At 67.9% G+C, this 19,571-nt stretch carries 18 protein-coding genes and 1 riboswitch; of the genes, 7 read left to right on the forward strand and 11 right to left on the reverse strand.

The genetic code is table 11. The annotated features are described in order from the left end of the window. Positions 1 to 45 precede the first annotated feature (45 nt). From aroQ to BW981_RS16200, 7 genes are all read left to right on the forward strand, one after another. Complete coding sequence (gene aroQ, locus BW981_RS16170; protein ID WP_076441066.1) at positions 46 to 495, forward strand: type II 3-dehydroquinate dehydratase; 450 nt, start codon at positions 46 to 48, stop codon at positions 493 to 495. Continuing rightward, positions 492 to 1,559 (forward strand): Gfo/Idh/MocA family protein, encoded by a 1,068-nt coding sequence (locus BW981_RS16175; protein ID WP_076441068.1) that lies wholly within the window; start codon positions 492 to 494, stop codon positions 1,557 to 1,559. The genes aroQ and BW981_RS16175 overlap by 4 nt, the downstream gene beginning before the upstream one ends. Continuing rightward, positions 1,556 to 2,386 (forward strand): shikimate dehydrogenase family protein, encoded by an 831-nt coding sequence (locus BW981_RS16180; protein ID WP_076441070.1) that lies wholly within the window; start codon positions 1,556 to 1,558, stop codon positions 2,384 to 2,386. Before BW981_RS16175 ends, BW981_RS16180 begins: the two co-directional genes overlap by 4 nt. Positions 2,387 to 2,399: 13 nt before the next feature. After that, complete coding sequence (locus BW981_RS16185) at positions 2,400 to 4,307, forward strand: bifunctional sugar phosphate isomerase/epimerase/4-hydroxyphenylpyruvate dioxygenase family protein (protein WP_076441072.1); 1,908 nt, start codon at positions 2,400 to 2,402, stop codon at positions 4,305 to 4,307. A gap of 19 nt (positions 4,308 to 4,326) precedes the next feature. Next, positions 4,327 to 4,538, forward strand: a riboswitch (cobalamin riboswitch). A gap of 229 nt (positions 4,539 to 4,767) precedes the next feature. Then, positions 4,768 to 5,796: an ABC transporter substrate-binding protein gene (locus BW981_RS16190; RefSeq protein WP_076441074.1), complete on the forward strand. Its 1,029-nt coding sequence runs from the start codon at positions 4,768 to 4,770 to the stop codon at positions 5,794 to 5,796. 10 nt (positions 5,797 to 5,806) lie between these two features. Beyond that, positions 5,807 to 6,844 carry a FecCD family ABC transporter permease gene (locus BW981_RS16195; protein WP_076441076.1) on the forward strand — a complete coding sequence of 346 codons (1,038 nt, stop codon included), beginning with the start codon at positions 5,807 to 5,809 and terminating at the stop codon, positions 6,842 to 6,844. A 40-nt stretch (positions 6,845 to 6,884) separates the two neighbouring features. Then, positions 6,885 to 7,688, forward strand: coding sequence for an ABC transporter ATP-binding protein (locus BW981_RS16200; RefSeq protein WP_076441184.1), 804 nt, complete (start codon positions 6,885 to 6,887; stop codon positions 7,686 to 7,688). A 15-nt stretch (positions 7,689 to 7,703) separates the two neighbouring features. On the opposite strand, the gene BW981_RS16205 is transcribed toward BW981_RS16200, so the two are convergent. From BW981_RS16205 to hemN, 11 genes are all read right to left on the reverse strand, one after another. Further along, positions 7,704 to 9,227: a PAS domain-containing protein gene (locus BW981_RS16205; protein ID WP_076441078.1), complete on the reverse strand. Its 1,524-nt coding sequence runs from the start codon at positions 9,225 to 9,227 to the stop codon at positions 7,704 to 7,706. 116 nt (positions 9,228 to 9,343) lie between these two features. Next, on the reverse strand, positions 9,344 to 9,538 hold the full coding sequence (gene ccoS, locus BW981_RS16210) for a cbb3-type cytochrome oxidase assembly protein CcoS (protein ID WP_076441079.1): 195 nt from the start codon (positions 9,536 to 9,538) through the stop codon (positions 9,344 to 9,346). Between the two features lie 2 nt (positions 9,539 to 9,540). Beyond that, positions 9,541 to 11,733 carry a heavy metal translocating P-type ATPase gene (locus tag BW981_RS16215; protein ID WP_076441080.1) on the reverse strand — a complete coding sequence of 731 codons (2,193 nt, stop codon included), beginning with the start codon at positions 11,731 to 11,733 and terminating at the stop codon, positions 9,541 to 9,543. A gap of 2 nt (positions 11,734 to 11,735) precedes the next feature. After that, entirely contained in the window at positions 11,736 to 12,257 is a 522-nt protein-coding gene (locus BW981_RS16220; protein WP_076441082.1) for a FixH family protein, read from the reverse strand. Between the two features lie 36 nt (positions 12,258 to 12,293). After that, entirely contained in the window at positions 12,294 to 13,730 is a 1,437-nt protein-coding gene (ccoG, locus tag BW981_RS16225; protein WP_076441084.1) for a cytochrome c oxidase accessory protein CcoG, read from the reverse strand. A gap of 1 nt (position 13,731) precedes the next feature. Beyond that, the gene (gene ccoP, locus BW981_RS16230) at positions 13,732 to 14,631 is read right to left on the reverse strand and encodes a cytochrome-c oxidase, cbb3-type subunit III (RefSeq protein ID WP_076441086.1); all 900 of its coding nucleotides are present in this window, start codon (positions 14,629 to 14,631) and stop codon (positions 13,732 to 13,734) included. A 3-nt stretch (positions 14,632 to 14,634) separates the two neighbouring features. Then, a complete protein-coding gene (locus BW981_RS16235) occupies positions 14,635 to 14,790 on the reverse strand; it encodes a cbb3-type cytochrome c oxidase subunit 3 (protein WP_076441088.1) in 156 nt (51 codons plus the stop codon). Between the two features lie 11 nt (positions 14,791 to 14,801). After that, a complete protein-coding gene (ccoO, locus tag BW981_RS16240; protein ID WP_076441090.1) occupies positions 14,802 to 15,569 on the reverse strand; it encodes a cytochrome-c oxidase, cbb3-type subunit II in 768 nt (255 codons plus the stop codon). Positions 15,570 to 15,581: 12 nt separating this feature from the next. After that, a complete protein-coding gene (gene ccoN, locus BW981_RS16245) occupies positions 15,582 to 17,180 on the reverse strand; it encodes a cytochrome-c oxidase, cbb3-type subunit I (RefSeq protein ID WP_139333808.1) in 1,599 nt (532 codons plus the stop codon). A gap of 145 nt (positions 17,181 to 17,325) precedes the next feature. Continuing rightward, entirely contained in the window at positions 17,326 to 18,084 is a 759-nt protein-coding gene (locus BW981_RS16250) for a Crp/Fnr family transcriptional regulator (RefSeq protein WP_076441094.1), read from the reverse strand. Positions 18,085 to 18,103: 19 nt separating this feature from the next. After that, complete coding sequence (gene hemN, locus BW981_RS16255) at positions 18,104 to 19,447, reverse strand: oxygen-independent coproporphyrinogen III oxidase (RefSeq protein ID WP_076441096.1); 1,344 nt, start codon at positions 19,445 to 19,447, stop codon at positions 18,104 to 18,106. Positions 19,448 to 19,571: the final 124 nt, after the last annotated feature.

The following is a 19,571-nucleotide window of genomic DNA, read 5'->3' on the forward strand; positions in this document are numbered from 1 at the left end:
GGAAATACCGACGACCGACCGAAACCTTCTACGGAAGCCGCAGCCATGTCCCGCCTCGTCTATGTCCTCAACGGGCCGAATCTCAACCTGCTCGGCAAGCGCCAGCCGCACATCTACGGCCACGAGACCCTGGCCGATGTCGAGCGCGACTGCCGGGCTCTTGCCGAGGAGCTGGGCCTGGCGCTGCGCTTCCGCCAGTCCAACCGCGAATACGAGCTGATCGACTGGATCCATGAGGCGCGCGAGGACGGGGCGGGCATCGTGATCAATCCTGCAGCCTTCACCCACACCTCGGTCGCGCTGCTCGACGCGCTCAACACCTTCGAGGGGCCGGTGATCGAATGCCACATCTCGCAGGTCCACAAGCGCGAGGCCTTCCGCCACCATTCCTATGTCTCGCTGCGCTCGGACGGCGTCATCGCCGGCTTCGGCACGCAGGGCTATCAGCTCGGCCTGCGCCGGATCGCCAAGCTGCTCGACGAGGCGGCGAAGTGACGGGCGCCGGTCATCCGGTTCGTCTCGCCGTCATCGGTGCCGGGCTGATCGGCCGGCGCCATGCCGAGCACGTCGCGAACGAGCCCGGCACGACGCTGACCGCCATCGTCGATCCGTCGCCGGCCGGCCGCGAGGAGGCGCAGCGCCTGGGCGCGCCCTGGTTCGCGAGCTTCGCCGAGATGCTGGCGGCCGGCAGGCCAGAGGGCGTGGTCATCGCGACGCCGAACCAGCTCCATGTCTCAGGCGGTCTGGAGGCGGTCGCCGCCGGCCTGCCCGCGATCATCGAGAAACCGCTGGCCGACGATCTCGCCGGCGCCGCACGCCTCGTCGCCACGGCCGAGAAGGCCGGCGTGCCGCTGCTGACGGGCCATCACCGGCGCTACAACCCGATGATCGCCAGGGCCAAGGAGATCGTCGAGAGCGGCCGGCTCGGCCGCATCCTCGCGCTGCATGGCCATTTCTGGCTGATGAAGCCCGACACGTATTTCGACGTCCCCTGGCGCCGGGAGGAGGGTGCGGGGCCGATCCTGCTCAACCTGATCCACGACGTCGATCTCTTCCGCTATCTCTGCGGCGAGATCGTCTCGGTGCAGGCGCTCAGCTCCAATGCGGTTCGCGGTCACGCGGTCGAGGAGACGGCTGCGATCCTGCTGCGCTTTGAAAGCGGCGCGCTCGGCACGGTCACGGTGTCGGATTCGATCGTCGCGCCCTGGAGCTGGGAGCTGACCACAGGAGAAAATCCGGCCTATCCGCAGCAGGACCAGGGCTGCTACCAGATCGGCGGCACCCATGGCGCGCTGTCGATCCCGCAACTGGAAGTCTGGTCGAACCGCGAGACACGCGGCTGGTGGGAGCCCTTGCAGCGCGAGCGCGTGCCTTTCGTGCCGGACGATCCGCTGAAGGTGCAGATCCGCCACTTCTGCGACGTCATCCGCAACGGCGCGGCGCCGATCTCCTCCGGCCGCGAAGGGCTGGCGACGCTGGCGGTGATCGACGCGGTCAAGCGCGCCATCCGCACCGGGGAAGCGGTCGCCCCTGCGATCCCGGCTGCGAGCGCCGCATGATCACCGGAACCACCCGCCTGATCGCGCATCTCGGCTATCCGACCGAGAGCTTCAAGGCGCCGATGATCTACAACCCCTATTTCGAGCGCGACGGCATCGACGCCGTCGTCGTCCCGATGGGCTGCAAGGCGGAGGACTATCCGGATTTCCTCAGGCTGGTCTTCCGGCTCACCAATGCGCTGGGCGCGCTGGTGACGATGCCGCACAAGGTCACGACGGCGGAACTGGTCGATATCCTCTCGCCGACCGCCGCGATCGCGGGCGCCTGCAACGCCGTGCGGCTCGATGAAGAAGGCCGGCTCGTCGGCGATATGTTCGACGGTGAGGGCTTCGTGCGCGGCGTGCTGCGCAAGGGCCGCCAAGTCGCCGGTCGTGCGGCGCTCGTGGTCGGAGCCGGCGGCGTCGGCTCGGCGATTGCCGCCTCGCTGGCGCGCGCCGAGGCTGCGACGCTCGCCGTCTACGACACCCACGCCGCCTCGGCCGAGGCCCTGGCGGGGCGTCTGCGCGAGCATTATCCGCAGCTGCACGTCTTGACCGGGTCCAACGACCCGGCCGGCTTCGACATCGTTGTCAACGCCACGCCGCTCGGCATGAAGGCGGGCGATCCGCTGCCGCTCGAGGTGGCACGGCTCGACCCCTCCGCCTTCGTCGGTGAGGTGGTGATGAAGCAGGAGGTCACCGCCTTCCTGGCCGCGGCCGGCGCACGCGGCTGCCAGATTCAGGTCGGCACCGACATGCTGTTCGAGCAGATTCCCGCCTATCTCGAATTCTTCGGCCTTCCGTCCACCACCGCCGAAGATCTGAGAAGCATCGCGAAGCTAGGCTGAAAGGGCACGCCCCATGATCCCCTCCATCGCGACCGTCTGCGTCTCGGGCACCCTGCAGGAGAAGCTGGAGGCCATCGCGGCCGCCGGCTTCAAGGCCGTGGAGATCTTCGAGAACGACCTGATCGCCTTTCCCGGCTCACCGGCCGAGGTCAGGCGAATCTGCGCCGATCTCGGGCTCGCCATCGTCACCTGCCAGCCTTTCCGCGATTTCGAGGGCATGCCGGAGGGGCGCCGCCAGCGCGTCTTCGACCGGGCCGAGCGCAAGTTCGACCTTCTTCAGGAACTCGGCACCGACCTTCTCTTCGTCTGCTCCAACACCTCGCCGGAGGCGCTCTCCGGCATCGACCGGCTGGCGGGGGATTTCGCCGAGCTCGGCGAGCGCGCGGGCAAGCGCGGCCTCAAGGTCGGCTACGAGGCGCTGGCCTGGGGCCGGCACGTCTTCGACTATCGCGATGCCTGGGAGGTGGTGCGCCGCGCCAATCGCGCGGAAGTCGGCATCGTGCTCGATTCCTTCCACATCCTCTCGCGCAAGCTCGACGTCTCGGCCATCGGCACGATCCCGCGCGACAGGATCGCCATGGTGCAGATGGCCGACGCGCCGCTTCTCCAGATGGACTACCTCTCCTGGAGCCGGCATTGGCGCTGCCTGCCGGGGCAGGGCGATCTCGACCTCGCCTCCTTCATGCGCGTGCTCGCCGCTACCGGCTATGAGGGCGTGCTTTCGCTGGAAATCTTCAACGACCGTTTCCGCGCCGGCTCGGCACGCTCCGTCGCGCTGGACGGCCACCGCTCGCTGATCTGGCTGCTCGACGAGACGGCGCGTCAGGTCGGCAGGCCCGTTCCAGGGGCGGTTTCGATGCCGCCTCCGGCCCCGGTCGAGGCGGTCGAGTTCATCGAGTTCGCGGTCGCGGAGGTCGAGCGGCCGGGCTTCGAGACGCTGCTGCGCGCGCTCGGCTTCGCCAGGACCGGGACGCACCGCTCCAAGGAGGTCGCGCTCTGGCGCCAGGGCGACATCCGCATCGTGCTCAACAGCGAGGATGATGGCTTCGCCCACAGCTACCAGATCACCCACGGCACCTCGGTCTGCGCGCTGGCACTGCGCGTGCGGGATGCACAGGCCGCGACTGCCCGTGCCAAGGCGCTGCTCGACGTGCCCCATGCCGGGGCGGTCGGCCCGGGTGAGCTCGACATTCCCGCCGTACGCGGCCTCGGCGGCAGCCTGATCTATTTCATCGACGGAAGCTCGGCGCTGGGGCGCTGGTCGGAGGTCGATTTCGAGGCGACCGGCGAGCATGGCGAGGATGCGGGCCTCATCGGCGTCGATCACGTCTCGCAGACGATGCAGTACGAAGAGATGCTGACCTGGCTTCTGTTCTATTCCTCGCTCTTCGACACCAGGAAGGCGCCGAGCCAGGCCGTGCTCGATCCCGGTGGCGTGGTCCAGAGCCAGGTGATCGAGAGCGGGCTCGACGGCAGTGGCGGCCATGGGCTGCGGCTCATTCTCAACGGCTCGCAGAGCCACCGCACCCTCTCCGCCCGCTTCGTCACCGACTTCTTCGGCTCCGGCGTGCAGCACATCGCACTGACGACCGACGACATCGTCGCGACAGTGCGCAAGCTCGCCGCCAACGGCGTTGCGATGCTGCCGATTCCGGAGAATTACTACGATGACCTCGAGGCGCGCTCCGACCTGCCGCCCGAGGAGATCGACGCGCTGAAGGCGCTGAACATCCTCTATGACAGCGATGCGGGTGGCAGCTTCCATCAGGCCTACACCCAGACGCTCGATGGCGGCCTGTTCTTCGAGATCGTCCAGCGCAACGGCTATGCCGGCTATGGCGCTCCGAACGCCGGCATCCGCCTGACCGCGCAGGCGCGGCTCGCGCGCCCGATCACCGTGCCGGCGCCGATCGGCCATTGACGAGCCCCTGCCGCCCTCTATGCTGACGCCCGATCGAGGTTCTTCGGGTTCCGCCCGAAGCTAAGAGGGAATTCGGTGAGGCCTTCCATGCCGAAGCCGAAGCTGCCCCCGCAACTGTGAGCGGCGAGCCCTTCGTCCATCGTCCACTGGTGCCGTCAGGCGCCGGGAAGGCCGGACGGAACAGGCCCAGACCCGCGAGCCAGGAGACCTGCCCCGGTCGAAGTCGACGTCTTTCGGGCGGGGTGCTCCGATGGATGTGTCGTGACCGAGGCTGCGAGATGGCCTCGGTTGCGCTCACGTCCGCCTGCTCCCGCCTTCATCTCGGGGAGCGATGAATTCCATGTCCATATCGATCATTCAGCAGATGGCGGCCCTGTGCCGATCGGCGGGCCGCGGCTTGACGCTGGGCGATGACCCGGTCTATCGAAAATGTAATATTATCACATATCGAGATCGAGCCATGCGCGTTCCGTCCCGCACGCCCCTTCTGGCGCTTGCAGCCGTCTTCGGCCTCGCTTTCGCGGGCCCCGCTTCCGCCGAGCCGACGCGGTATCCGCTGACGCTGGAAAACTGCCGCGAGACGGTCACCTTCTCCGCGCCGCCCAAGCGTGTGGTCTCGATCGGCCAGACCCAGACCGAGATTCTTTACGCGCTCGGCCTCGGCGACCGCGTCGTCGGCACGGCGGTCTGGTTTTCGCCGGTCGCCAAGCCTTATGAGGCCGTCAACGCCAAGGTGAAGCGCCTGGCGGACAACGATCCGAGTTTCGAGGCCGTGCTGGCCCAGGAGCCGGAACTGGTGACGGCGATGTTCGAATGGCACATCGGTCCCAACGGCATCGTCGGTAAGCGCGAGCAGTTCGCCAAGGTCAAGGTGCCGACCTATGTCTCCCCGACCGACTGCGTCGGCAAGGACAACAGCGGCGGCGGCGACGGCGTCCGCACCAAGATGTTCACGATGGACCTCGTCTACCAGAACATCCGCGAATTCGGGCAGATCTTCGACGTTTCGGATCGGGCCGAGAAGCTTGTCGCCGAGTTGAAGGCCCGCGAGGAGAAGGCGGTCGAGGCTGTCGCCAACCTCAAGGCGAAGGATCTCTCGGTCGCGGTCTGGTTCTCCAGCAAGGACCTCAAGGGCGATGCCTTCATGGCCGGCAGGAACGGTGTCCCGGCCTACATCCTCTCCAAGCTCGGTGCCCGGAACGTCATCACCACCAATGAGGAGTGGCCGCTGGTCGGCTGGGAGAGCATCGCCGCCGCCAACCCGGCGGTCATCGTCGCCGTGAAGATGGATCGCCGCCGTTTCCCGGCCGACGACATCGAGAAGAAGCTCGAATTCCTGAGGACGGACCCGGTGGCGAGCAAGCTCGATGCGGTGAAGAACGGTCGCATCGTCGTGATGGATGTCGGCGCGACGCGGGCCGGGATCGACACGGTCGACGGCATCGAGACGCTGGCGCGCTCGCTCGCCGGCTTCCGACCGGTCAACTGAGCGCCGCTCCTTGAGCCACGCTGCCCATGGGCCGAACTGGCCGGCGCGCATCGGCGCCGGTTTCCTCTCGCTGATCGCGCTCGCGTTCGCCATCGCGCTGGCGGTGACGATCGGCGAGATGCGCATCCCGCTCGACACCGCTCTGAAGGCCCTGGGCAACGGGCTGTTCGACCTCGGCCTGCCGGTCAGCCCGATCCAGCAGGGGGTGATCTTCGACTATCGCCTCAGCCGGGCGCTGATGGCGGCGCTCTGCGGCGGCTCGCTCGCGATCTCGGGCGCCATCCTGCAGGCGCTGCTGCGCAATCCGCTGGCCGAGCCCTACATCCTCGGCATCTCGGCCGGGGCCTCGACCGGCGCGGTCGCGGTTCTCATCCTCGGAGTCGGCGGTCTGACGCTCGGCCTGTCGGCGGGCGCCTTCATCGGCTCCTGCGCGGCGCTGGCTGTGGTCGCGCTTCTGGCCTCCGGTGCCGGTGGTGCGAGCGACCGCGTCATCCTGTCGGGCGTCGCGACCTCGCAACTCTTCAACGCGGCGACGGCGACCATCGTCACCACGCTGGCCAGCGCCGAGCAGGCGAGGGGGGTGATGTTCTGGCTGCTCGGCAATTTCGGCGGTGTGCGCTGGGGCGACCTGTGGATCGCCACGCCGATCGCCTTCATCGGCTTCGGCATCTGCATGCTGCACGCCAAGGCGCTCGATGCCTTCGCCTTCGGCGCCGACTCCGCTGCCGCGCTGGGTGTCGCGGTGACCCGGGTGCGCGTCGTGCTGTTCGTCGCGACGGCGCTGATGACGGCGGTGATGGTCTCGATCGTCGGGACGGTGGGCTTCGTCGGCCTCGTCATTCCCCATGCCGCTCGCTTCCTCGTCGGCGCGAGCCATGCCCGGCTGCTGCCGGCCTGCCTCGTCGGCGGAGCGCTGTTCATGATCGGGGCCGACATCCTCTCGCGCGTGCTGGTGCCGCAGCAGATCCTGCCGATCGGCGTGGTGACGGCGCTGTTCGGCGCCCCCGCCTTCGCAGTGATCCTCTATCGTGCCAGGAGGCCGGCATGAAACGGGCCTGCGTGAAACCGGCCAGCATGAGGAGGTCGTCATGACATTGGCGGCACGCGATCTGCGTTGGGGCGTGGCCGGACGGATGATCGTCGACGGCGTCACGCTGAACGCGGCGCCGGGTCGGATCCTGGGCCTAATCGGCCCGAACGGTTCGGGAAAATCCAGCCTGCTGCGTCTGCTTTGCCGGCTTCGTAATGTCGCCGGCGGCGTGGTGACGCTGGACGGGCGCGACATCGCCGCGGTTCCGCGCAGGGAGCTGGCGCGTCGGCTCGCCTTCGTCGAGCAGCAGGCGACGACGGAGGTGCAGCTTTCGGTCTGCGACGTCGTCCGTCTCGGCCGCACGCCGCATCGCGCCGCGCTCGCCTCCTGGAGCGAGGCCGACGAGGCGGCCGTCGATCAGGCGCTGGCGCGGGTCGGTCTGCAGCACCGGCACGATCAGCTCTGGCACACCTTGTCGGGCGGCGAGCGCCAGCGCGTCCATATCGCCCGTGCTCTCGCTCAGGAGCCGAGCGAACTCATTCTCGACGAGCCGACCAACCATCTCGACATCCAGCACCAGCTCGCCATCCTGACGCTGATCCGCAAGCTCGGCATCACCTGCATCGTGGCGCTGCACGATCTCAATCTCGCGGCGCTGTTCTGCGACGAGATCGCGCTGATGCAGGAGGGGCGGCTGCTGGCCGCGGGCGCGCCGGAAGAGGTTCTCACCGAAGAGACGATCCGGTCGGTCTTCGGCGTGGCGGTCGCCATCCGGCCGGGCGTCTCGGGCCGGCGGCATATCGAATATCTGATCGACGTGCCGCCTTTCGCGGTCGTGCCCGCAGCGAGCAGCGCCGCCTGAGCGGCGGCTCCAGCCTCACTCGCTGGCCAGGTGCCGCCGGAAAATCTCCTCGTCCTCGGCGGTGGCGGCGATCTTGTCCTGGTCTGGCACCGGCGCGACGATCTTGAAGACGAGGCCGCTCGGCCGGAAGTCGATCGCGGCCTTGCCGTTGAGTTCGGCCGCCAGCACGGCTTCGATCAGCCGCGTGCCGAAACGCCTGCGGGCCGGAGGCCCCGCAACGGGCGGACCGCCGAATTCATGCCACCGCAACTCGAGCATGTCGTCCGAGGCATGCTTCACCACATCCCAATCCACGACAACATGCCCGCTCGGAACCGAGAGAGCGCCATATCTCACAGCGTTGGTCGCCAGTTCGTGGAAAGCGAGCACGAGCGCCAGCGTGGCCCTCGGCGGCATCCTGAGGTCCAGGCCGTGGATCGAGAAGCGCGCGCCCTTGGGGATATCGAAGGGCGCGGTCGCCGCCGTCACGATCTCGGGGATCGTGGCGCTGTTCCAGTTTTCGCGTGTCAGCAGGTCGTGCGCGGCCGAGAGCGATTGCAGCCGCGCGCTGATCACGTCGCGCGCCTCGCCGATCGAAACGGCATTCCGCAGCGATTGGGTCACGATGGACTGCACCGTCGCCATCGCGTTCTTCACCCGGTGCTTGAGCTCGGCGGTCAGGATATGCCGTTGTTCCTCGTTGCGCTTGGAGTCGGTCAGGTCGATCATGATGCCCGACATGCCGGTGACGACGTCGTCGGCATCGACATGCGGCCTTGCCCGCGCCATCAGCCAGCGCGTTTCGCCGGCCGGTGTCCGGGTCCGGAATTCCAGCTCGAGCTCGGTGGCCTCGTCGCGACCGTCCGCGATCGCGGCTTCCAGCCGGAGACGATCGCTCTCGACCACGGCCGCCTTCATGTCGTCGTAGCTGAACGGCTCGTTCGGCAGCAGGCCGAAATGGCGCCGTGAGATGTCCGAACAGGTCAGGAGCAGATCTGGAAAGGTCAATGTCCAGGAGCCGAGCCGCGCACCCGTCAGGATGAAGCGCATGCGTTCTTCCGAGAGGCGCAGATCGGTCGTGCGTCGATCGAGCGCGACGTCCAGCGCGTCACGATCCTTCTCAAGCCGCACCAGGCGGTCGCGCTCCAGCGTCACGTCGAGCTGCGAGGCGAAGAAATAGGTCAGCCGCCCGTCTTTGTCGAAGACCGGAGAGATCAGCACGCGGTTCCAGAACTTGGAGCCGTCCTTGCGATGGTTGATGATCTCCATCTCGATCTGGGCCCGCCGGCGGATCGCGTCGCGCAGCCGGGCAATATCGGCCGGGTCGGTTTCGGGACCCTGCAGGAAGCGGCAATTACGGCCGAGGACTTCGGCGCGAGAATACCCCGTCAGCCGCAGGAAGGCCTCGTTTGCGAAAACGATCGGATTGTCCGGCTTGTTCGGATTCGTGATCAGCATCGGCATCCGCGTGGCGCGGACGGCTGCGGCGAAAGGATCCGATGATTTTTCGACGCGATCGATTTCTGCGTCGATACGCGCATGCTCGTCGCTGGCGCTCATTCAGGGACCCGTTGCCGCACCTTCACCCCCGCTGCCAACGCGCATGATGATCAGCGCGTGCGAGGAATTAAAGCACTCTGTGCCGCCGGGGTTCCGAAGAGCCTTCGACGAGCGCGTCACGGGCTGCGGGATTCGGCCTCTCGCCCGCGTGCCTCTTCGTCCCGAGCGGCGAGGTCGTCGTCGCGCAGCACACGCCAGCCCGCGCCCTCCAGATCGGCGAACTGACCGGTTCGCATGCACCAGAAGAAGGCGCCGAGACCGGCGAGGCCGAGCGCCAGCGCCAGCGGCAGCAGGATGGCGATGATGTTCATCCTCAGGCCTCCTTTGACGGGTTCAGCCGGCCGCGCAGCGCGTTCAGCGTGACGACCAGCGAGCTCCCGGACATGGCGGCCGCCGCGATCAGCGGCGTGACGAGGCCCGCCACCGCGATCGGCACCGCGATCGCGTTGTAGAGTACGGCGAACCACAGGTTCTGCATCATCAGCTTGCGAGCCCGGCAGCCGATGGCGATGCTTTGCGCCACTGGCAGAAGTCCGTCGCCGAGGAAGACGACATCGGCGGCGGCCTGGGCGAGATGGGTTGCGCTGATCGGCGACATCGAGACATGCGCACCGGCGAGCGCGGGCGCATCGTTGAGCCCGTCTCCCACCATCAGCACCTTGCGGCCTTCCGCTGCGAGCCGGTCGAGCGCGGCGAGCTTCTCCCCCGGCAGCAGCCCGGCCCGAACCTGCGCGATGCCGAGGGCCTCCGCGACCGGCGCGACCGCCTCGGCCCTGTCACCGGACAGGATCAGGACATCGAGGCCGCGTTGCTTCAGGATCGCGACTGTCTCCGCGGCGTCGGGGCGCAGCTTCTGGCCGATGGCGATGACGACGCGCTCGTCTCCGCAGCGCCAGGCAATGAAGGAGGCGTCAGGGTGCTCTGCCCGGGCGGCCTCGGCCTGCGCCTGCGCATCGCAGAAGGCGATGCTGCCGAGGTGGCAATCGGCGCCGTCGATCGCGGCGGACAGTCCCTGGCCGGCATATTCTCGCGTATCGGCCGCCGGGGCGTGGGCGTTCAGCGCCTTGGCGAGCGCCTGCGCCAGCGGGTGGCGGCTCGCGGCCGCCAGCGCCCCGATCGCCGCCCGGTGGTTCCCGGGCACCGCCTCGGCATTGAGGATTTCGGCTTCGGGAAGCGTCAGCGTCCCGGTCTTGTCGAAGACCACCGTATCGACCTCTGCGAGGCGCTCCAGCGCATCGCCCTGCTTCAGCATCACCCGCCGCTGGAAGAGGGCGGAGGCGGCGACGACCTGCACGGCCGGGATCGCGAGCCCGAGCGCGCAGGGGCAGGTGATGATCAGCACGGTGATCGCGATCACCAGCGCCTGTTGCCAGGCGAGGCCGAAGGCGATCCAGCCGAGGAAGGTCGCGAGCGCCGTCGCATGGACGAGCGGCGCGTAGAGGCGGGCCGCCTTGTCGGAGAGCCGGACATAGCGGGAGCGGCTTTCCACCGCCTGGCCCATCAACCGGTCGATCTCGTCGAGCAGGGTCCCGGCGCCGACCGTCTCGACACGGATGCGCAGCGCGCCGGTGAGGTTCAGCGTTCCGGCATAGACCCTGGCGCCAGCAGCGACCGGGAATGCGGCGGTCTCGCCGGTGACGAGGCTCTGGTCGAGTTCCGAGCGCCCCTGTTCGACGATCCCGTCGACACCGACGCGTTCGCCCGGCGCGACGAGGACGAGGTCGCCCGGCGCGATCGCGGCGATCGGCAGCGAGACGGCGTTGCCGTCGGCGTCGAGCCGCGTCGCCGCTTCGGCCTTCAGGGCCGCAAGGTTGCCGGCGAGGTCGCGGGTGCGCCGCCGCATCAGCTGGTCGAGATAGCGCCCGATCAGCAGGAAGAAGAGCAGCATCACCGCGCCGTCGAAATAGGCGTGTTGGCCGTGATGCCAGGTCTCGACCACCGACATGCCGAGCGCCAGCACGACGCCGAGCGTGATCGGCACGTCCATGTTGACGCCGCCCGCCCGGAGGGCGCGCATTGCGCTCTCGAAGAAGGGTCGCCCGGCATAGGCGGCGGTGGGCAGGGCGATCAGCGCCGATAGCCAGTGGAACAGGTCGCGGGTCGAGGGTTCGAGGTCGCTGGCATTGCCGGACCAGACCGAGACCGACAGCAACATGATGTTCATCGCCGCGAAGCCGGCGACGCCGAGGCAGCGCAGCAGGCGGCGTTCCTCGCGGCTGTCGGCGTCCTCCTGGCCGCCGGGCAGGAAGGGATAGGCCTTGAAGCCGAGCGCGGCGAGGCGCTCGACGACCGCCTCCGGCCGCAGCGCGCCCTCGCGCCACTCCACCGTGACGCGCTTCAGAGCGAGGTTGACCCGCGCGGTCAAAAGCCCCGCCTCGCGCGACAGCCCGTCCTCGATCGCGTGCATGCAGCCGGCGCAGCGGATTCCGTCGACGGCCAGCTCCATGCCGGCGGTACCGTTCGCGCCGTGCCGGACGAAGACAGACAAATCCTGTGTGGAGGCCATGGTCAGTCCTTCAGCACGATCCGGTTCTGCGAGACGAAGACCGTTTCGCCGGCGCGGGTGGCGGTGATCGCAAGGTGCCAGCGGCCGGCATGGACCGCGTCCAGAGAAGCGGTGTAGGTGCCCGGCGCGGTTTCGCGCAGCGTCGCCTGGCGGTCGAGCGCATGGGTGGCGGGATGGTCGAGCGCGGCCTCGACCGCCAGCCCCGTGATCGGCGCGCCGAGCCGGTCGCGCAGCCGCAGGCTGATCACGGCGCCCTCGCCCTGCCGGCGCGCCGTGCCTTCCGCCTGCCAGCCGCGCTGGTCCTGCGTCCGCATGCGGTCGAACTCGCTGTTGAAGCGCTGGCTGCTCTCATAGGCGCTCTTCACGTCGAGACCCGGCATGGTCCGGATCGCGAAGGTCATCATCGTCGCGTTGACGCCCGCGACGACGAGGAAGAACCCGACGAGGCTGCCGAGCACCAGCCGCCCCGTAACCTCGAAGGGTCGGCGCGGCAGCGGCGGGGCGGCGGGCAGGTCGAGCGGCATGATGACGACTCCGCAACAGGACATGGTGTCCTCGATTCAGGGGGCGATGAAATGATCCTGCGTCCGGACGACCTCGCCCGCGAAGAGATCCGACGCCGTGAAGGTGATGGTCTGGCTCTGCTCGAGCGGCGTGTCGTGCGGCACCGTGACGAGCACCCGGATTTCACGCGAGGAATCGGGGCCGACGGCCACGATGGGCCTGAGATCGGCGGTGGCCGAGACTCCGACCGCCTCGATCGTGACGCCGGACGGACCGGAGACCGAGAGCGCGAAGGGCCGCGTCTCCGGCCGCTTGTTGAGCAGGCGCATGGTGTAGGCGTTGCGCATCGAGCCGTCCTGGAGCCTGACGAAGAGCGGCGCGCGCTCGTGCAGCACCGAGATGCCCGCCGTCGCCCGCGTCGCCAGCTGCCAGAGCATGGCGCCGCCGACCAGGACGATCAGCCCGAGATAGATCAGCGTGCGCAGCCGCACCGGCCGATAGACCGGGGCCAGCCCCGCCTTCCGGCGCTCGACATTGGCCTCGGTGTCGAAGGCGATCAGCTTCGGCTCCCGGCCGACCTTGTCCATCACGTTGTCGCAGGCGTCGATGCACAGGCCGCACTGGATGCAGTCGAGCTGGGAGCCGTCGCGGATGTCGATCCCCATCGGGCAGACCACGACGCATTGGTGGCAGTCGATGCAGTCGCCCGCCGGCTTGCCCTCGCTGCGCAGCCGCGCGGCGTGCTTGACGGAGACGCGCGGATCGCCGCGATCGTAGCGATAGGTGACGTTCAGCGCCTCGTCGTCGGTCAGCGCGGCCTGGATGCGCGGCCAGGGGCACATGAACTTGCAGACCTGCTCGCGCATATGGCCCGCGAGCGCATAGGTCGTGAAGGTCAGGATGGCGATCCAGACATAGGCCATCATCGGCGCGGTGAAGGTGGCGAGTTCGCGCACCAGCGTCGGCGCATCGGCGAAATAGAGCACCCAGGCGCCGCCGGTCCACCAGGCGATCATGACCCAGGTGATATGCTTGGCCGCCTTCCGCCAGAGCGTGTCGAGGCTCCAGGCCATGCTGTCGCGCAGCATACGCTCGCGTCGGTCGCCCTCGAAGAAGCGCTCCACGGCGAGGTAGAGGTCGGTCCAGACCGTCTGCGGGCAGAGATATCCGCACCAGATGCGGCCGGCGACGGCGTTCATCAGGAACAGGATGAAGGCCGCCATGACCAGCAGGCCGGTGAAGTAGTAGACCTCCTGCGGCCAGATCTCGATGAAGAAGAAGTAGAAGCGGTTGTTGGCGATGTCGAGCAGCACCGCCTGGTTGGGCAGGTTGGGCCCGCGGTCCCAGCGCAGGAACGGCAGCAGGTAGTAGACGGCGAGGCAGAGGACCAGCAGCGCCCATTTGAGGCGCCGGAACGGGCCCGATACGCTCTGGGGATAGACCTTCTTCGAGGCCGCGAAGAGCGGCAGGTCCTCCGTCTCGCCAACAGACATCTTACTGGCCTCCGCCGAGCGAGTGCACGTAGACCGTCAGGGACTTGATCGTGGTCGGATCGAGCCGCGGGCCCCAGGCCGGCATCACGCCGCCACGGCCGTTGGTGATCGTCTCGGTGATCGAAGCCACATCCATGCCGTAGAGCGTGATGGCGTCGGTCAGGTTCGGCGCGCCGAGCTCCTGATTGCCCTTGCCGGCCTCGCCATGGCAGGCGGCGCAATTGTCGGCGAAGAGCTTGCGCCCCTTGGCGAGGTCCGCCTTCGGCTCGGTCGGCAGGCCGGCGAGTTCGCGCACATGGTTCGCGACTGCGTTGATCTCGTCCCGCTTCAGCGTGCCGTCCTTGCCGAAGGCCGGCATCATGCTGACCCGCGTATCGGCGTCGGTGGTCGCGCGGACGCCGTGCTGGAGGGTCTGCTGGATCGACTCCAGCGAGCCGCCCCAGAGCCAGTCGTCGTCGTTGAGGTTCGGGAAGCCCTTGCTGCCGGCGCCGCCGACGCCATGGCAGGCGACGCAATTGTCGCCGAAGGCGGCCTTGCCCTGGGCCATCGCGATGCGGAACAGGTTGGGATCGGCCTTGATCTGTTCGAGCGAGGCTTCGCCGAGGCCGGCGGCCTGGCTCGCCCGGAGCGTCTTCAGATCCTGCATGTCCTTTTCGATCTCGATGCGGCTGGCATAGCCGATCACGCCCTTGGTGGCGCCGGTGATCAGCGGCCAGGCCGGATAGACGACCCAGTAGCCGATCGACCAGACGATGGTCGCGTAGAAGATGCCGAGCCACCAGCGCGGCAGCGGCGTGTTGAGCTCGCGGATGCCGTCCCATTCATGGCCGGTCGTGGCGATGCCGGTATGGGCGTCGATCTCGGGGCCGTGGGAGGCGTGGGTGTGGTCTTGCGTTGTCATCTCTCAATCCTCCTGCAGAGGCTGGAGGGCAGCCTTCTCGAAGCGGCTGCGGTTCTTCGGCCAGAAGGCGTAGGCGCAGACGCCCAGGAAGATGCCGACGAAGTAGAGCAGGCCGGCCGATTGCGCGAAGCGCGCCAGTACGTGATAGGTCGTTTCCATGGCAGCCTCGCTCAGCGGATGTTCGCCTTGTCGTCGTAGAGCTTGAAGTCGACGAGCGTCCCGAGCACCTGCAGATAGGCGATCAGAGCGTCGGCCTCGGTGATACGGGCGGGGTCGCCGTCATAGTCGCGGGCCTGCGATTTCGGATAGCGCTTGGCGAGGTCGTCCTGTCCCGGATGGTCGGGAGTCGCCTGCGCCTTGAGGTCGACCATCGCCGCGGTGATCATCTCGTCGCTGTAGGGCACGCCGCCGAGGCGGTTGGCCTTCATCTCCGCTGCGATCTCGCGGGTATCCAGCTCGTTGCGGAACAGGAACGGGTAGCCCGGCATGATCGACTGCGGCACGATCAGCCGCGGATCGGTCATGTGCAGGCGGTGCCACTCGTCGGAGTACTTGCCGCCGACGCGCGCGATGTCGGGCCCGATGCGCTTGGAGCCCCACTGGAAGGGCTTGTCGTACATGCTCTCGGCGGCCAGCGAGTAGTGGCCGTAGCGCTCGACCTCGTCGCGAAGCGGCCGGATCATCTGGCTGTGGCAGTTGTAGCAGCCCTCGCGGACATAGATGGCGCGGCCTGCCAGCTCGAGCGGGGTGTAGGGGCGCATGCCCTCCACCTTCTCGATGGTGTTCTTCAGGTAGAACAGCGGAGCGATCTCGACCAGGCCGCCGACCGAGATCACCAGCAGCACGCCGATGATCAGGATGATCGAGTTGGTCTCGAAGATCTTGTGCTTGGACCAGAGCGAACGCCGGCCGCCGGTGGAAGTAGCAGTGGTGGACATGGGTCTGGGTCCTTACGCAGCCGCAAGCTGGGGCTGGAGGGCGGAATCCTGCTCGGAGGCCTCGGCGGCTCCGGTGCGGACGGTCATCCAGAGGTTGAAGGCCATGATCAGCGCGCCGACCAGGAACAGCGCCCCGCCGAGCGCGCGGATGACGTAGTAGGGATGCATCGCCGCGACAGTCTCGATGAAGGAGTATTCGAGGAAGCCGAGCGAGGTGTAGGCGCGCCACATCAGGCCCTGCATGATGCCGGCGACCCACATCGCCGAGATGTAGAGGACGATGCCGAGCGTCGAGATCCAGAAGTGCCAGTTGACGAGCTTGAGGGAATACAGCTCGCGGCGGTTCCAGAGCCACGGAACCAGGCAATAGATGGCGCCGAAGGAGACATAGGCGACCCAGCCCAGCGCGCCGGAGTGGACGTGGCCCACGGTCCAGTCGGTGTAGTGCGAGAGCCCGTTCACCGCCTTGATCGACATCAGCGGGCCTTCGAAGGTCGACATGCCGTAGAAGGCCAGCGAGACGACCATCATCCGCAGCACGGGGTCGGTCCGCAGCTTGTCCCAGGCCCCCGAGAGGGTCATGATTCCGTTGATCATGCCGCCCCAGGAGGGCATCCAGAGCATGATCGAAAAGGTCATGCCGAGCGTCTGCGCCCAGTCGGGCAGGGCGGTATAGTGCAGGTGGTGCGGCCCGGCCCAGATGTAGAGGAAGATCAGCGCCCAGAAGTGGATGATCGAAAGCCGGTAGCTGTAGATCGGCCGGTTCGCGCGCTTCGGCACGAAGTAGTACATGATGGCGAGGAAGCCGGCGGTCAGGAAGAAGCCGACCGCGTTGTGGCCGTACCACCACTGGAACATCGCATCCTGCACGCCCGACCAGACGATGTAGGACTTCGGCGAGAGCAACGAGGCCGGGATGGTCAGGTTGTTGCCGAGATGCAGGACCGCGATGGTCAGGATGAAGCCGAGATAGAACCAGTTCGCCACATAGATGTGGGGTTCCTTGCGCTTGGCCAGGGTCGCCACGAAGACGAGCAGGTAGACCACCCAGACGACGGTCAGCCAGAGATCGGCGTACCATTCCGGCTCGGCGTATTCCTTGCCCTGGGTGATGCCCAGCAGGTAGCCGGTGCCCGCGATCACGATGAAGAGGTTGTAGCCGAGGATCACGAACCAGGGCGACAGGTCGCCTGCCAGCCGGGCCCGCGACGTGCGCTGCACGACGTAGAAGGACGTACCGAGCAGGACGTTGCCGCCGAAGGCGAAGATCACCGCCGAGGTGTGCAGCGGGCGCATCCGCCCGAAGCTGATCCAGGGCAGGTCGAAATTCAGCGCCGGGAAGGCGAGCTGCAGGGCGATGATCAGGCCGACGGTGAAGCCGGCGATGCCCCAGAACATCGCCGCCACGGTCGCGAACTTGACCGGCGCCATGTTGTAGTTCGGCTTGCCGTCGATCTCCTGCGGCACGGGCAGGGTGCGCCCGTCGAAGCTGCGATTGCCGATGAACAGCACCGTCCCCAGCGCGGCAAGGATGCCCACCACCGCGTGGAAGGCGTAAGCGCCGCTATCGGTGAGACTGGCGATCAGCAGCAGCCCGATGGCTGCGATCATGGAAAGGCCGATGCCCAGTAGTTCCCCGGCCGTCAGCCTCCTGACCGGATATCCTGTCGCTGCCATGCTCTTGCCCCGATTGCCTCGAATACGAATTGGTCGCATTCGGATTAGGCGCGGGCCGATTTCGCGGCCTTGATGCAGATCAAGCTGGCCGCTTCCAGGAGCGATAGCGCGGCGCCTTGCCCGGTTGCACGGGGATGACGGCGGCGCCGAGCCGCTCGATATCCAGCAGGATGACGCCGCCGGGGACGATCGCGAGCGAGCCTTCGGCCGCCAGGCGCCCGAGGATGCGGCTGACGGTTTCGATGGCGAGTCCGAGATGGTCCGCAATATCCTGCCGGCTCATCGGCAAGGCGAGCATCGGCACGCCGTCCTTCAGCGGTTCGGCGCGGCGGTGCAGGTCGAGGAGGAAGCTGGAGATGCGCTCCTCGGCGGTCTGCCGGCCGATCCAGCTGAGCTGCCGGCGCAGCCGCGACAGATCAGCGCTGGCCCGCTCCAGCAGGCGGCGGCCGAAATCCGCATCCTTCGCCACCAGGCGCTCGACATCGCTCCGGTCCAGAAGGCAGAGCGTGACCGCGTCCACGGCCTCAGCCGAAAGCTCGTTCGGCGAGGCGGAGAGGTTCAGGACGTCGCCGGGAACGGCGAAGCTGACGATCTGCCGCCGGCCTCCGGAGAGCGTCTGGAACAGGCGCACCATGCCGCTGTGGACAAGCGCGAGGCGCCCGCAGGGCTCGCCCTCCCGGAAGATGATCTGACCGGCCGGAATGCTTGCCGCTTCGTGGCGCAGGCCGCGGCTGCTGGCATCCAGCCAGGTGCAATGGCCACAGGGCCGGGCCGCCGCACCTGGGGTCGAGGGCAGCGTCGGTTTGGGTGTCGGCGGGAGTGATTCGAAAGGCGGCATGGATGCGGCTCCCGGTGACTCAGACGGCCGGGCTGAAGCGGCGTGCGGTTTGGTCGAGATAGGCGTCGAAGGCAGAGGCCACCTTGCGCGCCATGAGCCGGCTTTCGTCGTGCATCCGCACCGAGGCGCCGCTCAGGGTGATCAGCCCTTCCTCCGCGAGAGGCTGCAATCGGCCGAAGGCGGATGACAGCGTTCCGGCGGCCACGCCATGGCGGGCGCAGATGGCGTCGATATCGACCTCCATGTCGCACATCAGCCGCTCGATCACTTCGGCGCGCAGCTTGTCCTCCGCGCTCAGCCGGTATCCCTTCGCCGTCGGCAGGGCGCCGGCCGCCAGGAATTCGCTGTAGCGGCCGATGACGGTGTCGTTCTGGACATAGCCCTGCGGCAGCCGCCCGATCGCGGAGGCGCCGAGCCCGATCAGGGTCTGGCAGGCATCCGTCGTATAGCCCTGGAAGTTGCGGTGCAGGCGGTTCTCGGCCTGGGCCTGTGCCATCGCGTCGCCGGGCCGGGCGAAATGGTCGAGGCCGATGCGCCGGTAGCCGGCCGCGACGAGCCGCTCCGCGATCGCTTCCGCCTGCTCCTGCCGGGCCGCGCCGCCCGGCAACTCCTCGTCACGGATCCGGCGCTGGTGCTTCTTGAAGGCCGGGACATGGGCGTAGCCGAAGACGGAGATCCTGTCCGGCGCCAGCCCGAGGCACTGCTCCACCGTCTCGATGCAGGACGCCTCCGTCTGAAGCGGCAGGCCGTAGATCAGGTCGAAGCTGATCGAGGCGATGCCGGCCGAGCGCAGTCCCTCGACTACGGCGCCGGTCTGGTCGAGGCTCTGGATGCGGTTGATCGCCTTCTGCACCGCAGGATCGAAGCTCTGGACGCCGAGGCTCGCGCGGTTGACGCCGCCTTCGGCAAGCGCCGCGATCATCGCCGTCGCCAGCCGGCGCGGATCGATCTCGACCGCGATCTCGGCGTCTCGCGCGATGGCGAAGCGGCCGCGAAGGTGCGCCATCAGCGCGGCGAAGTCGGCCGGCTCGATGATCGTCGGCGTGCCGCCGCCGAAATGCAGGTGCCTGACAGGCAGGGATGCGGGCACGTTTGCCGCGACAAGATCGATCTCGGCATGCAGCGCCTTCAGATAGGCCTCGATCGGCCCGTCACGCAGCGCGACCGTGGTGTGGCACCCGCAATACCAGCACATCGACCGGCAGAACGGCATATGCACATAGAGCGAGGTATCAAGGTCCGGCGGCAGCTCGCCTAGCCAGGCGGCGTAGTCGTTCGCGCCGACGGACGCGCCGAAATGTGGCGCCGTGGGGTAGCTGGTGTAGCGGGGGAGCCGCTCGTCGCGATAAGGAGCCGGATGCATGAGGTGCCGCTTCGGGAGTGATCTCCCGAGCGATACCGAAGTTCGCGGCCGCCGCTTTGATCTGGAACAACGAGCCGGCGCGTTTTTGCGGGCGTCTCCGCGGCCGGAACGGGCCGGCCGCGGG

Origin of the sequence: Allobosea sp. TND4EK4 (genome assembly GCF_900156025.1) — a bacterium.
Classification (GTDB): domain Bacteria; phylum Pseudomonadota; class Alphaproteobacteria; order Rhizobiales; family Beijerinckiaceae; genus Allobosea.

Coding starts and splice junctions, on each gene's coding strand:
- BW981_RS16180 (WP_076441070.1), top strand. CDS start 1,556: ATGATCACCGGAACCACCCGCCTGATCGCGCATCTCGGCTATCCGACC.
- BW981_RS16185 (WP_076441072.1), top strand. CDS start 2,400: ATGATCCCCTCCATCGCGACCGTCTGCGTCTCGGGCACCCTGCAGGAG.
- ccoO (WP_076441090.1), bottom strand. CDS start 15,569: ATGTCCACCACTGCTACTTCCACCGGCGGCCGGCGTTCGCTCTGGTCC.
- ccoS (WP_076441079.1), bottom strand. CDS start 9,538: ATGAACATCATCGCCATCCTGCTGCCGCTGGCGCTGGCGCTCGGCCTC.
- BW981_RS16235 (WP_076441088.1), bottom strand. CDS start 14,790: ATGGAAACGACCTATCACGTACTGGCGCGCTTCGCGCAATCGGCCGGC.
- BW981_RS16220 (WP_076441082.1), bottom strand. CDS start 12,257: ATGCCGCTCGACCTGCCCGCCGCCCCGCCGCTGCCGCGCCGACCCTTC.
- BW981_RS16250 (WP_076441094.1), bottom strand. CDS start 18,084: ATGCCGCCTTTCGAATCACTCCCGCCGACACCCAAACCGACGCTGCCC.
- BW981_RS16205 (WP_076441078.1), bottom strand. CDS start 9,227: ATGAGCGCCAGCGACGAGCATGCGCGTATCGACGCAGAAATCGATCGC.
- BW981_RS16215 (WP_076441080.1), bottom strand. CDS start 11,733: ATGGCCTCCACACAGGATTTGTCTGTCTTCGTCCGGCACGGCGCGAAC.
- hemN (WP_076441096.1), bottom strand. CDS start 19,447: ATGCATCCGGCTCCTTATCGCGACGAGCGGCTCCCCCGCTACACCAGC.
- ccoN (WP_139333808.1), bottom strand. CDS start 17,180: ATGATCGCAGCCATCGGGCTGCTGCTGATCGCCAGTCTCACCGATAGC.
- BW981_RS16190 (WP_076441074.1), top strand. CDS start 4,768: ATGCGCGTTCCGTCCCGCACGCCCCTTCTGGCGCTTGCAGCCGTCTTC.
- aroQ (WP_076441066.1), top strand. CDS start 46: ATGTCCCGCCTCGTCTATGTCCTCAACGGGCCGAATCTCAACCTGCTC.
- ccoG (WP_076441084.1), bottom strand. CDS start 13,730: ATGTCTGTTGGCGAGACGGAGGACCTGCCGCTCTTCGCGGCCTCGAAG.
- BW981_RS16200 (WP_076441184.1), top strand. CDS start 6,885: ATGACATTGGCGGCACGCGATCTGCGTTGGGGCGTGGCCGGACGGATG.
- ccoP (WP_076441086.1), bottom strand. CDS start 14,631: ATGACAACGCAAGACCACACCCACGCCTCCCACGGCCCCGAGATCGAC.